The organism is Alteromonas pelagimontana, from assembly GCF_002499975.2.
In the GTDB taxonomy this organism is placed as follows: domain Bacteria; phylum Pseudomonadota; class Gammaproteobacteria; order Enterobacterales; family Alteromonadaceae; genus Alteromonas; species Alteromonas pelagimontana.
In genome coordinates this window covers 3,672,092-3,685,085 of the sequence record NZ_CP052766.1, presented here as the reverse complement: position 1 = coordinate 3,685,085, position 12,994 = coordinate 3,672,092, and the positions used below count along the sequence as shown (strand labels likewise).

The window sequence follows — 12,994 nt, the reverse complement described above, 5'->3', positions numbered from 1 at the left end:
CGATACAGGATTGGAGAACACATTGAATGGAAATAACAATGACTATAAAACAAAAGATGCTCTGGCTGATATGTGCCTTAACTTTTCTCTCGCTAACCGGTTGCGCATCAATGGGAAGTGGTACTGTGGCAGAAAAGCGAGACGTCATTCTGGATATGCAACAAGCCGCACTTACCAAACTTTATAAAGAAAAACCTGATACGCGTGCGCAACTTAGAGACGCGGCGGGTTATGCGGTCTTCAGCAATGCCAATATTAATCTTATTTTTGTGTCCGCAGGAACGGGATATGGCGTCGTTAATAATAATCTTACCGGCGTTAAAACTTATATGAACATGGCAGAAGGTGGTATTGGGCTGGGTATCGGCGCAAAAGACTATCGGATTGTCATGGTATTTCATAGTCAGGACGCCTTAACGTACTTCATAGAAAACGGCTGGACCGCAGGCGGAAACGCTGATGCAACGGCTAAAGCGGGAAATAAAGGTGCTTCTATTGATGGCGAAGGCTACCTTGGAAATATTACCGTTTATACAATGACAGAAAGCGGATTAGCGCTTCAGGCTACAGTAAAAGGGACTAAATTCTGGGTAGATGACCAGCTTAATTAAGTTCAAGATATCTATAAGTACATTAGTAATTTGACTGTGTAAAATTGACACGGCAACTCGCTTTGCCGTGTAATAACTTCTTCAAGAGCGTTTTGCCTTTTCTAAAGCTATTGATAAATCTCCGTTTTTACCACCCCAGACCAGGCGTATATGTTGCAGTTCGCTGTTGCAATAATGTTGCAATAATTAGGCTGTTTTAACACGGTACCGGAGAAAATAAGCAATGAAGCAACTTAAATACACTATACCTCTACTTCTCACTTCCTTTGCAAGCCAGGCAGCTCTGGTTGACTTGTCCACATGGATGACAGACGGCGAAGGCTCATGGTCGGTAAGCGCCGATAACAACACTGCGAACCAGTCCGTTAACGGGGATCCGACGGTATTTTATTCCACTGGAAGCAGTTTGGGTCAAACTATTTCTGGTGAGTTTAGTGTAGGAACCGAGAATGACGACGATTTCATTGGTTTTGTCCTTGGTTATAATGCAGGAGAAATAAATTCAGCTACCAGCGACTTCTTATTAATTGATTGGAAGCAAGCTGATCAGGTTCATCCTGAGCTTGGAACAGCAAGTGCAGGCCTTGCCATTTCTCAAGTATCTCAGGGTTTAAATTACGACACTGGTGCTTGGGAGCATGACCCGACCATGGGAGTCACTGAGTTAGCTCGCTCAATCAATTATGCAGAAACTGGTTGGGAAGATAATACCATCTATTCATTTGATATCACTTTTACTGCGGAATTGGTGGAGGTTTTCATCAATGATATAAAAGAACTTAGCATCAGTGGAGAGTTCACAGACGGAGGCTTCGGTTTTTATAATTTTAGCCAGCCGGATGTGCAGTACTCCCAGGTAATGGCAGACGAAGCACCACCAGTGGGTGTTTCTGAACCCACTACGGTGCTGTTATGGGGAGCTGGCTTGGCTGCAGTGTTTCTGCGTAGGAAGCAAAAGCAGTAATATTGATCCATGATCGGCGCAGAGATAGAGGAATCCATCTGATGAAGTCACGTTGGTGAAGGAATACCCATGCCTTTCAAGCTAATGAAACGCGGGGTATATGGTTTCCTCTATTTCCTTTGGGCAGGGTTTTTTTGGCTTTTGAGCTGCGCCAATAGCATTTGATTTAACCCCGCTAAACCTTCACGAAATCGGCTCGTGAAAAGTTGAGAAATTCTCGCGCTGAGTGACCGCACATAAATGCGGATTAGTATACGTATATCATCAGGAAGCAAGAGCGCCCTGCCTATGCTTATAAATGCGCAAGACAACCGTACTTGCGCTCTTCAATAGATATAGCTTTCTTTTTCTGAACACAGGGTAAGTCTAAGCTCATTAATTTCTTCCATATTCCAGCTTCTTTCGGTGTAAACCGAAAGCTCCTGTTCCCCAATTTAAATTAGCGCTTTTTCCTGATTCCGCAGCATTCTTAGCGGGAGTGTGAACCGACTTCTCTACCATTCGTAGCAACTACAACAATACGCGATGGAAATATTTGATGTTGTGTATTCCAAGTGGCATGAATAAATGATGGATCAGGCCGTTTTAGTATAACAACATGCTGCGCCACGTAAGATAACCTGTTGAGGATGAAATCTTACTTATCGCGGCATTGCAATCCAGGAGATGTCGTCTGTGAGTTCGTCTAAAAGTAATAGCCAAGGAAACTACTGGCCTACCCTTATATTAGCGATATTTATGGGACTATGTGGGGTAGGACTGGCAGCCGGAGGAGCCTGGCTAATAGTGGTTGGGGGTAGTTGGTACTATTTCCTTGGCGGAATAGGAATGTTAATTAGCGCCTTCTATCTGGCGAAACGAAGTCGCAAAGGTGTTTGGGTATTTGCTCTGGTTCTACTAGGGAGCTTTATCTGGGCTGCCTGGGAGTCGGGACTGACTTATTGGCGCTGGGTGCCACGGATGGACGTAGTCATGCTTTTGGCGCTAGGTGTGACTTTGGTTATGCCAAGACTCCGCCAGCCATTTCCTCGCAAACTATCCTATACTTTATCTTCAATATCGCTGGTAATTTTTGCGGTAGTATTTTCATTAGCTTTTCTACCCTTAAATCATTATCAAAGTGCAGTGGCGCCGGGTATAGCCAGTGAATCCTTCAACACCAATACCGCATCTTCGACAAACCCCAACGTCGCGGATTCTCCCTCGGAAGAAGACTGGCCTACTTACGGAAGAGATAATGCAGCGACACGATATTCTCCGCTTACACAAATTAATTTGTCCAACGTTGAAAATTTAGAAAAGGCCTGGGTGTATCGTACCGGCGATACTCCTGAAGAACGCTGGGGAGCAGAAACCACGCCACTAAAAGTCGGAAACAAGCTTTATTTATGTACCGCTATGAACGATATGATGGCGGTAAACGCCAAAAGTGGTGAGTTGATTTGGCGGTACCGGGCTAATTTAGACAAAAAAGATATTCCCTATACTGCGGCTTGTCGTGGAGTTGCTTATTATCAAGTTCCCGAGTCCCAACAATCTGATGGTTCCGCTTTATGTCAAACACGAATTATTGAAGGTACGCTGGATGGACGGATTATAGCTGTAGACGCTAACACTGGTGAAGCCTGCCCCGATTTCGGGAATCAAGGGCAAGTGGATATAAAAGAGAATATGGGTGTCACGCCAGACGGTTATGTCGCTATCACTGGCGCGCCGAATATAGTTAATGGTGTCATTATTACTGGTCATCAGGTACTGGATGGGCAAGCCAGAATGGTACCTTCTGGTGTAATTAAAGGCTTCGACGCAGTTACCGGCGAGTTGCTGTGGGCATGGGATATGGTGAAACCCGATATTGATAAGGTACCACCGCCAGGGGAACATTATACCCGCGGCACCCCCAACATGTGGACCACGGCTACCGGCGACAATAATCTAGGCCTGGTATATTTGCCTATGGGCAATTCCTCACCAGACTATTGGAGCGGATTTCGTAGTGAGGTAGAAAACGAATATTCTACCGCGTTGGTTGCTCTGGATGTTAAAACGGGTAAGCCGGAATGGAAATTTCAAACGGTACACAAAGATGTGTGGGATTACGATTTAGGTTCTCAAGTTACGCTTATAGATTTTCCAAAAAACGGGAATACGGTTCCTGCCCTTATTCTCCCCTCCAAGCAGGGAGATATCTATATTCTGGACCGGCGCACTGGCGAGCCTTTAGTGGGTGTAGAAGAGCGTCGTGCCCCGCAGGGAGGCGTTGAGCCAAAGGAGCGCAGTGCCACTCAGCCACACTCGCTTTATCACACATTGCGCCGTCCTGATCTAACGGCAAAGGACATGTGGGGTCTCACACCATTTGACCAGCTTGCCTGTCGAATTCAGTTTCAGATGGCGAGTTATAAAGGGATGTTTACCCCACCAACCACCGAATCCCGCTGGATTCAGTATCCAGGATATAATGGCGGCTCCGATTGGGGCAGCGTGGCCATCGATCCTGAAAGGGGGCTGCTGATCGCGAACTACAATGATATGCCAAACTATAACCGTCTGGTTCCTCGTGAAGCCGTACAAGAGCGAGGCTGGCAGACCCGGGAAGAACAAAACGAACAGCCGCAAAGTTCACAAAACAATAGACGAGCGTTGTCCGAAAGCACAGGTTTCCCGCAAGCAGGCAGTCCTTACGGTATCAATATAAACGCGGGATGGCGCCTTCCCGTCACCGGCTTGTTGTGTAAACAGCCACCCTACGGCGGCATTCGTGCCATTGAATTGGCGAGCGGCAAAACGCTGTGGGACCGTCCTTTAGGAACAGCGCGCCGAAACGGCCCGTTCGGCATTCCCTCTTTCCTCCCAGTAAACATTGGCACCCCAAACAACGGCGGTTCGGTGGTTACTGCGGGAGATCTTATTTTTATCGCTGCCGCCACTGATAATCTCATTCGCGCCATTGATATCAATACCGGGAACACTGTGTGGCAGGACGTACTTCCCGCTGGAGGGCAAGCAAATCCTATGGTTTACCAGGTAGATGGTAAACAATATTTAGTTATTGTTGCTGCCGGGCATCATTTTATGGAAACACCAAAAGGCGATTATGTCGTTGCCTATGCCCTTCCCGACGCACTTAATAACACTGATTAGGTAGTTTAATTACTGGATGAGGCGGTGATCAGCTGCCTCATCAGTAGGCTAACTCAATTAGATGAAATTAATTCAACGAGCCGCAGGTATTTTATTTCAAAAGTAGAGGGGCTTTATCAGTTCGCGGTTTTGTTCCCAAGACTCAATACGGACTCGCAAAAGCGTATACCACACTCCCCCAAGAAAGAGACAAATTCTGGGACGGCGTCAGGTAAGGTTTGCTGACTCTAAATAGCTGTTCGTAAGTGCGCTACACTACAGATGAAAAGGCAAAACAAATGTATCATTCAGTACCCTCCGTAGGCGCTGGCCAGCTTGGGTGCTGCGGCGGAGCACCCGAGGGAGAGTATATACTCATCCGCCTTATGTGTGTCAGCTCAGAGTACACATCAAGGTGGATGAGTGTTATTTAGGTCAACACGCCTTAGATATAAATGTCCAAATGTTTAATTTTTCCAGTCGCTCGATGTTTCTCTTCTTCAGCTTTCTGGTTAACCTGCTTCGGCAACTGCTCGCCTTCCGTCCCGGAGGAATTGATATCCTGATGTTCACGTTTATCATGTGAGTAACCTGTCTGCTCTTCATGCCGCTGATACTGTTCTTTGCGATTCACCAGGCGCTCTTCGTCGTGCTCGGCCTTCTCCGGATCTCCGAGCGCTTGCGACTTTTGCTCTGCAGTGACTCGCGTAATTTTCTCTTTGCTCTTCACCGGGACCTTGCCCTCTCTGGGCAATATGGGAAACAATAAATCGCTGCTCATGATACAGGCTCCGTAATGACAGTTATAATGAATACAACTTCTCCTATCTGTACGTATCGGCCGCTCCTTTCTATCATTTAGCATTTTTTTCAAGAAAATTTCCACTTCGCATAAGTTATATCCAAACTGTTGAATCAAAATGGGTAAAAGAGTGCAGCTAGAGGGTTGCAAACCTGCAGGTAATTGGCTACTGTTTGGGCGTCTACACTTTTGTGAAAAATTAAATGTTTAACTGCGCTCTAAACCATCATCATCACCATATAGCATAGCCTTTCAGGTTCGTGCTGGGAGGTTATTGTTTCCTTCCAGTGGCGCAGATGCAGATTCTCGACCCCCGGAAGGAGACTTCCGGGGGTTTTTCGTTTTTAGCGCCAATATTAGGATTATACAGAGGAATGAACGTCATGACGGACAGCAAGAGACTGCGCATTGCGATACAGAAATCGGGCCGATTAAGCGATGACAGCATCGCCCTGCTAAAAGCGATCGGCATTAAGCTTAACATTCGTGACCGTTTGTTGATTGCGCACTCCACCAACGAAGCCATCGACCTTCTACGGGTACGGGATGACGATATCCCCGGATTGGTTATGGACGGCGTGGTTGATTTAGGCTTTATTGGCGAAAATGAGCTGGAAGAAAAAATGCTGGAGCGTCAGGCGGCGGGTAAACCTGCTGAATTCGAAGTCCTACGACGCCTTGATTACGGTGGCTGTCGTCTCTCCATCGCTGTTCCTAAAGAATTTTCTTATGATGGCGCGGCTTCCCTAGCCGGAAAGAAAGTCGCTACCACTTATCCTTACTTACTCGAACGGTACTTCAAAGAGCAAGGCATTAAAGCCAAGGCTGTCATGTTGACGGGTTCTGTGGAAGTCGCTCCTCGCGCCGGTGTGGCGGATGCTATTTGTGACTTAGTTTCCACTGGCGCCACGCTTGAGGCGAACGGCCTGGTAGAAGAAGAAACGATATTTCGTTCTAAAGCCGTGCTTATTCAGCGCGCCGATGGTGAACTCAATGATGAAAAACAGGCCTTAATCAACCGTTTGGTGCCACGTATTGACGGCGTTATGCAGGCCAAAGAAAGCAAATATATTATGCTGCATGCTCCAAAAGCTTACCTTGAACAGATAAAAAGCCTTTTGCCTGGCGCGGAAAATCCAACGGTATTGCCCCTCGCAGGCAGCGAAGAGACAGTCGCGATTCACGTAGTCAGTGCTGAAAATCTGTTTTGGGAAACCATGGAGAAGCTAAAAGCACTGGGCTGCAGCTCTATTTTGGTAATGCCCATCGAGAAGATGATGGGCTGAGCGGACACCACTATGATTACTTGGTCAACATTAACCTTTGATGAAAAACGCGAGGCATTGGCTCGCCCTGCGATGAAAGACAGTGCATCTTTGAAAGCCACAGTAAGTCAGATATTAGCTGAAGTGCAGTCACACGGTGATGCTGCCGTTATTCGGTATACACAACAGTTTGACTGCCCTTCCCTGACGTCGTTACGACTTTCTAACGAACGGCTGCATGAGCTAGCCGAACAGGTCGCAGATGATGTTAAGCGCGCCATTCAAATAGCGTTTAATAACGTTAAGCAATTTCATGAGGCGCAAAAGCCTGCTGATATACGACTTACCACAACGCCGGGAGTAACCTGCGAACAGCGCTTCACTGCGTTAGATACAGTCGGTCTTTATATTCCGGGCGGAAGTGCGCCCTTGCCTTCCACAGTGCTTATGCTCGGAGTACCTGCTAGCGTGGCGGGTTGCCGCAGAAAGATCCTATGTACACCGCCTAATCAAAATGGCGAAATTGCTTCAGAAATCGCCTTTGCTGCCCGCCTCTGCGATATTGATGAGGTTTATCTCTGCGGTGGCGCACAAGCTATTGCCGCCATGGCGTTTGGCACTGAAAGCGTGAGTAAAACAGACAAAATCTTTGGACCTGGTAACAGCTTTGTTACTGAAGCTAAGCAGCAGGTTAGCCAGCGCGCTGATGGTGCCGCGATCGACATGCCGGCTGGTCCGTCTGAGGTGTTAGTAATTGCTGATGATAATGCCAATGCTGATTTTGTGGCCGCTGATTTGCTGTCGCAAGCGGAACACGGCCCCGACTCCCAAGCCATTTTAGTTTCACCAAGCAGCTCATTAATTACGGCGGTGCAACAAGCAGTAGAAGCTCAGTTAGCCACCTTATCTCGTAATCACATTGCCGCTAAAGCAATGGAAAATGCGCGGTATATTTTGACAGACACCATTAGTGATGCAATTGCGGTAAGCAATGTTTATGCACCCGAACATTTAATTGTACAAGTTGGCAATGCCCGCAGCTACTTACCTGCCATTCAAAATGCAGGTTCCGTGTTTCTCGGCGCGTGGTCGCCTGAGTCGGCAGGCGACTATGCTTCGGGTACTAATCACGTATTGCCGACGTATGGGTACGCACGCAACTACTCGAGTCTGGGGCTGTTGGACTTTATGCGCCGGTTTACTGTGCAGGAACTTAGCAAAGAAGGAATCAGTAATTTGGGACCAGCCATTATGACACTGGCACAGGCAGAAGGATTGGACGCTCATAAACAAGCTGTTGCCGTGAGGCTGAACGCATTAGCGCAGGAGTGTGATCAATGAGCCAACTTGTAAATCGTCTTATTAACGCTAATCTTGCGGCGTTAAAACCGTATGAGTCGGCGAGACGTCTGTTTTCCGGAGGGCAGGATTGGCTAAACGCTAACGAAAGCCCTTTTACCAACCCTTATGAAATCGACAGCGATCACTTCAATCGATATCCGTCCTGCCAGCCCGCGGCTGTTATCAACGGATACGCGGCGTACGCTCAGGTCGATAGTGAACAGGTTCTAGTCACCCGGGGCGCCGATGAGGGAATAGAATTACTTATTCGCACCTTCTGCCAGCCAGGGCAAGACAATATTCTTATTTGTCCCCCCACCTATGGTATGTACGCAATTAGTGCTGAAACCTGCAACGTGGGCGTGAAACGCGTTCCACTGCAAGCGGATTTTCGCTTAGATGTTCCGGCGATCTGCGCCGAAGATGATGTAAAACTAGTGTTTATCTGCTCACCCAATAACCCAACGGGCACAACGGTTGATCAAGGTGATTTACTCACCATCGTTAAACATTTTGCTGATACTGCTTTGGTGGTTGTAGACGAGGCCTATATCGAATTTGCCATGGATGCCACCTGGGCGAACGCGCTCGCGAGCCATCCGAATCTGGTCATCTTGCGGACATTATCGAAAGCCTTTGCTCTGGCAGGGTTGCGGTGCGGTTTTACGTTAGCCTCACCTGCCATTATTCAGGCCCTGCTAAAGGTCATTGCGCCTTACCCTGTTCCAGAGCCCGTGGCTCAAATAGCGGCTCAGGCACTAACAAAAGAAAACATTGAGCGCCTGCGCGCTCAGACAGCTTTTTTGAATAGCGAATGTGAACGATTAAAGCAGGAACTGGCGCGCCGTAGGGGTATTGAACTACTAGGCGATACAAAAGCCAATTTCATATTGTTCCGCTATGCGGGAAGCAGCGAACTTATGCAGTATTTAGTTTCTGAAGGCATGCTCATTCGCGATCAGTCTAAACAGTACAGCCTTAATCAATGTTTGCGGGTCACAGCGGGAAATGAAGCCCAGAACAACCGCTTACTTCAGTTAATTGACCACTTTATAGCACAAACAGGAGTGTCGGCATGAGCCAGCAAGCCATACTTTTTATCGACCGTGACGGCACATTGGTAGAAGAACCCCCTATTGATAAACAACTCGATAGTTTAGAAAAGCTGGTTTTCGAGCCACATGTGATCCCGGTACTAATAAAGCTGCAAAGCGTCGGGTTCCGACTGGTGATGGTCAGTAATCAGGACGGCCTGGGGACAGACAGTTTTCCTCAAGCTGATTTTGATAAGCCCCATAATGCAATGATGGCTCTCTTTGCCAGCCAAGGCGTGCAGTTTGACGATGTCCTTATATGCCCTCACTTTGATGAAGATAGCTGTAGTTGCCGTAAGCCGAATCTGGGCCTGGTGAAAGCGTATTTGCAGCAGGGTAAAGTAGATTTCGCGCGCTCTTATGTTATCGGCGATCGCATTACCGATATGCAACTGGCTGAGAACATGGGGATCCGCGGGTTACAGTACGATCGCCAAAACAATAACTGGAAAGCGATAGAAAAAGCATTGACGGCCTCGTGTCGGATTGCAGAAGTGGTGCGACGGACCTCAGAAACGGATATTACCGTGCGAGTGGATTTAGATTCCAGCGCTAAGTCGCAGATCCATACCGGCATGGGTTTTTTCGACCATATGCTGGACCAAATCGCCACCCACGGCGGCTTTGAAATGAACGTGAATGTAAGCGGTGACCTGCACATCGACGACCATCATAGCGTTGAAGATACGGCCCTGGCGCTAGGCGAAGCCTTGAAAAAAGCATTAGGCGATAAACGCGGGATCGGCCGTTTCGGATTTGCCTTACCTATGGATGAATGCCGGGCGGAATGTATTATGGATATCTCTAATCGTCCGCATCTTAAATTTGACGCAAATTTCTCCCGGGATCAGGTGGGCGAAATGACGACAGAGATGGTTCCCCATTTCTTCTATTCTCTGGCTCAGAGCATGGGGCTATCGTTACACCTTTCTACCTCTGAGGGGAATGCGCATCATCAGGTAGAAAGCCTGTTTAAAGTATTTGGGAGAGCGCTACGCCAGGCCATTGCACGCGAGGGTGATGCGTTGCCAAGCAGCAAGGGAGCATTGTGATGAGTCAGCGGATTGTTATTGTTAATACCGGCTGCGCGAATATTTCTTCGGTTAAATTTGCGCTGGAGCGTCTGGGAGTTCAAGTCGAAGTTTCAGCTGAAGACAAGGTAATTAAAGCGGCAGATAAAGTTTTCCTGCCCGGCGTGGGCACCGCCACTGCCGCCATGACCAGTATTCACGGCAAGCGACTCGCACCAACTTTACACAACCTGACCCAACCGGTTCTGGGGGTTTGTCTGGGTATGCAATTAATGATGGAAAGTTCAGATGAAACCCGCACAGGGACAGTCGAATGCTTGAATCTGATGCCAGGAAAAGTAAAACGTTTAATGGCGGGAGAGTTGCGTCTTCCCCACATGGGCTGGAATACCGTTTCTCCATCGCCTGATTCGCCTCTTTTTATGGGCATTCCAGAAGGCACTTACTTTTATTTTGTGCATAGCTTCGCCGTGCCGGTTTATGAGCATACCGTAGCGAGCTGTGAGTACGGCCAACCGTTTTCTGCCGCAATTGGCCATAACAACTTTTTTGGTGTGCAGTTCCACCCTGAACGCTCCGGCGAAGCTGGCGCAGAACTATTAAATAATTTTGTGAATCTATAGATGATAATTCCCGCAATTGACTTAATCGATGGTGCTGTGGTGCGACTGTACCAGGGCGATTATGAACAAAAAACGCAATACGCTAAAGACCCGGTAGAAGTGGTTCACGAATACGCTGATCAAGGAGCTACCTGGCTACACATTGTCGATTTGACCGGTGCCAAAGACACCGACAAGCGCCAACTACACTTAATTAAGCGTATGGTGGATACAAAACGCATGGCTTTTCAAGCCGGTGGTGGCATTCGGAGCGAACGTGAAGTCGCTCAACTGCTTGATTCCGGAGTCAGCCGTATAGTCATTGGTTCATTAGCGGTCAAGCAGCCTGAACTGGTGAAAGGCTGGTTAAAATCTTACGGCAGCGATGCCATCGTGCTGGCGCTTGATGTGAATATCGACGAACAGGGTAACAAGCTAATCGCTACCCACGGCTGGCAGGAAAACTCTGGCGTGGCGCTGGAAGATCTGCTTGAAAATTTTGCCGAAATGGATGTTAAGCATGTGCTATGTACTGATATCAGCCGCGACGGCACACTTAGAGGCGCGAATGAAGCGCTTTATGAAGAAGTCAGTCAGCGATTTTCAAATATTGCCTGGCAAGCTTCTGGCGGAATTGGCGGCCTTGATGATATACGTGCTCTGCGTCCCACGGGCGTTAGCGGTATAATCTTGGGTCGTGCGTTATTGGAAGGCAAGTTTACTGTTAAGGAGGCTATTTCATGCTGGCAAAACGGATAATTCCTTGCCTGGATGTGCGCGATGGCAAAGTGGTTAAAGGTGTACAATTCAGAAACCACGAAATTATAGGAGATATCGTTCCTTTAGCAGCGCAGTATGCCAGCGCTGGTGCTGATGAACTGGTGTTTTATGACATAACTGCCAGCTCTGATCAGCGTGTTGTCGACAAAAGCTGGGTGAGCCGTATCGCTCAGGTCATTGATATTCCCTTTTGTGTTGCCGGAGGAATTAAGTCTGTAGAAGAAGCTGGCCGCATTTTAGAAATGGGCGCAGATAAAATATCGATAAACTCCCCTGCCCTCACAAATCCGGAGCTGATTAACCAGTTACACGATGTTTACGGGCAACAATGTGTCGTAATAGGTATCGACAGTTTTTTCAACGAAAAGAACGGTCAGTACGAAGTATATAAGTTTACTGGCGATGAAAGCCGCACCGAGCAAACCCGATGGCAAACGGTAGATTGGATCCGCGAAGTCCAGTCCCGGGGTGCCGGTGAAATTGTGCTTAACTGCATGAATCAGGATGGAGTTCGCAAAGGCTATGATCTTGCACAGTTAAAAGCGGTGAGAGAAATCTGTAATCTGCCCCTGATTGCTTCAGGCGGTGCCGGTGAAATTAGTCATTTCACAGACGTATTTCAGCAAGCGGATGTGGACGGTGCGCTAGCCGCTTCTGTTTTTCATAAAGGCATTATTGATATGCAGGATCTCAAAGATACGCTTAGTTCTCACGGCATCATCATGCGCAAGCGCCACAGTCAAAAAAATACAGGAATACTATGATCATCGATTCTTCAAATCTGCGCCAGTTAGCATGGGAAAAAATGGAGGGCCTCCTACCTGCTGTTGTGCAGGACGCAGTTAGCGGAAAGGTACTAATGCAGGGATACATGAACGAGGAGGCGTTGAGCGTCACGTTGTCATCAGGCAAGGTCACCTTTTTCAGTCGCTCAAAGCAACGTCTTTGGCAAAAAGGCGAAACCTCCAACAATACGTTAGATCTGGTTGAAGTCGGCAGTGATTGCGACAATGATTCGTTGTTAGTTTTAGCTAATCCGAATGGCCCGACCTGCCACACTGGCAGTGAAAGCTGCTGGGCTAACAGCCAGCCAGCAGAATTTACTTTTCTAGCCGATTTGGAAAGGGTATTGGCTGCACGCAAAAACGCAGATCCTGATTCCAGCTATACGGCGTCGCTGTATGCCAAGGGCATTAAAAGAATTGCCCAAAAAGTAGGAGAAGAAGGGGTAGAGACAGCGTTAGCCGCCACTGTTCAGGACAAAGAAGAGCTGAAAAACGAAGCCGCCGACCTGATTTATCATCTGACAGTGCTGTTGCAAGCGAGCGATATGAGCCTTTCTGATGTAATTGACGTGCTAAAGTCTCGCCATCAACCCTGA

At 47.9% G+C, this 12,994-nt stretch carries 12 protein-coding genes and 1 other annotated feature; of the genes, 11 read left to right on the top strand and 1 reads right to left on the bottom strand.

From position 1 onward, the window contains the following. Positions 1-38: 38 nt before the first annotated feature. The 3 genes from CA267_RS16245 to CA267_RS16235 all read left to right on the top strand — a co-directional run bounded on the left by CA267_RS16245 (position 39) and on the right by CA267_RS16235 (position 4,719). On the top strand, positions 39-611 hold the full coding sequence (locus CA267_RS16245) for a lipid-binding SYLF domain-containing protein (RefSeq protein ID WP_075609814.1): 573 nt from the start codon (positions 39-41) through the stop codon (positions 609-611). Between the two features lie 223 nt (positions 612-834). Further along, complete coding sequence (locus CA267_RS16240; RefSeq protein ID WP_075609815.1) at positions 835-1,575, top strand: PEP-CTERM sorting domain-containing protein; 741 nt, start codon at positions 835-837, stop codon at positions 1,573-1,575. A gap of 675 nt (positions 1,576-2,250) precedes the next feature. After that, a complete protein-coding gene (locus CA267_RS16235; protein ID WP_232367564.1) occupies positions 2,251-4,719 on the top strand; it encodes a membrane-bound PQQ-dependent dehydrogenase, glucose/quinate/shikimate family in 2,469 nt (822 codons plus the stop codon). A gap of 424 nt (positions 4,720-5,143) precedes the next feature. On the opposite strand, the gene CA267_RS16230 is transcribed toward CA267_RS16235, so the two are convergent. Beyond that, complete coding sequence (locus tag CA267_RS16230) at positions 5,144-5,479, bottom strand: hypothetical protein (protein ID WP_075609817.1); 336 nt, start codon at positions 5,477-5,479, stop codon at positions 5,144-5,146. A gap of 244 nt (positions 5,480-5,723) precedes the next feature. Beyond that, positions 5,724-5,839, top strand: a sequence feature (His leader region). 44 nt (positions 5,840-5,883) lie between these two features. On the opposite strand from CA267_RS16230, the gene hisG reads away from it, so the two are divergent. From hisG to hisIE, 8 genes are read left to right on the top strand one after another with little or no spacing between them, the layout of a single operon-like run. Further along, positions 5,884-6,786: an ATP phosphoribosyltransferase gene (hisG, locus tag CA267_RS16225; RefSeq protein ID WP_075609818.1), complete on the top strand. Its 903-nt coding sequence runs from the start codon at positions 5,884-5,886 to the stop codon at positions 6,784-6,786. A 12-nt stretch (positions 6,787-6,798) separates the two neighbouring features. Continuing rightward, positions 6,799-8,106, top strand: a complete 1,308-nt coding sequence (hisD, locus tag CA267_RS16220; protein ID WP_075609819.1) for a histidinol dehydrogenase — start codon at positions 6,799-6,801, stop codon at positions 8,104-8,106. Continuing rightward, positions 8,103-9,185, top strand: coding sequence for a histidinol-phosphate transaminase (gene hisC / locus CA267_RS16215; RefSeq protein ID WP_075609820.1), 1,083 nt, complete (start codon positions 8,103-8,105; stop codon positions 9,183-9,185). Before hisD ends, hisC begins: the two co-directional genes overlap by 4 nt. Continuing rightward, positions 9,182-10,252, top strand: a complete 1,071-nt coding sequence (gene hisB, locus CA267_RS16210; RefSeq protein ID WP_075609821.1) for a bifunctional histidinol-phosphatase/imidazoleglycerol-phosphate dehydratase HisB — start codon at positions 9,182-9,184, stop codon at positions 10,250-10,252. Before hisC ends, hisB begins: the two co-directional genes overlap by 4 nt. Beyond that, positions 10,252-10,854 (top strand): imidazole glycerol phosphate synthase subunit HisH, encoded by a 603-nt coding sequence (hisH, locus tag CA267_RS16205; protein ID WP_075609822.1) that lies wholly within the window; start codon positions 10,252-10,254, stop codon positions 10,852-10,854. Before hisB ends, hisH begins: the two co-directional genes overlap by 1 nt. Beyond that, positions 10,855-11,592, top strand: coding sequence for a 1-(5-phosphoribosyl)-5-[(5-phosphoribosylamino)methylideneamino]imidazole-4-carboxamide isomerase (gene hisA, locus CA267_RS16200; RefSeq protein WP_075609823.1), 738 nt, complete (start codon positions 10,855-10,857; stop codon positions 11,590-11,592). Beyond that, positions 11,574-12,377: an imidazole glycerol phosphate synthase subunit HisF gene (gene hisF / locus CA267_RS16195; protein ID WP_075609824.1), complete on the top strand. Its 804-nt coding sequence runs from the start codon at positions 11,574-11,576 to the stop codon at positions 12,375-12,377. Before hisA ends, hisF begins: the two co-directional genes overlap by 19 nt. After that, the gene (hisIE, locus tag CA267_RS16190; RefSeq protein ID WP_075609825.1) at positions 12,374-12,994 is read left to right on the top strand and encodes a bifunctional phosphoribosyl-AMP cyclohydrolase/phosphoribosyl-ATP diphosphatase HisIE; all 621 of its coding nucleotides are present in this window, start codon (positions 12,374-12,376) and stop codon (positions 12,992-12,994) included. Before hisF ends, hisIE begins: the two co-directional genes overlap by 4 nt.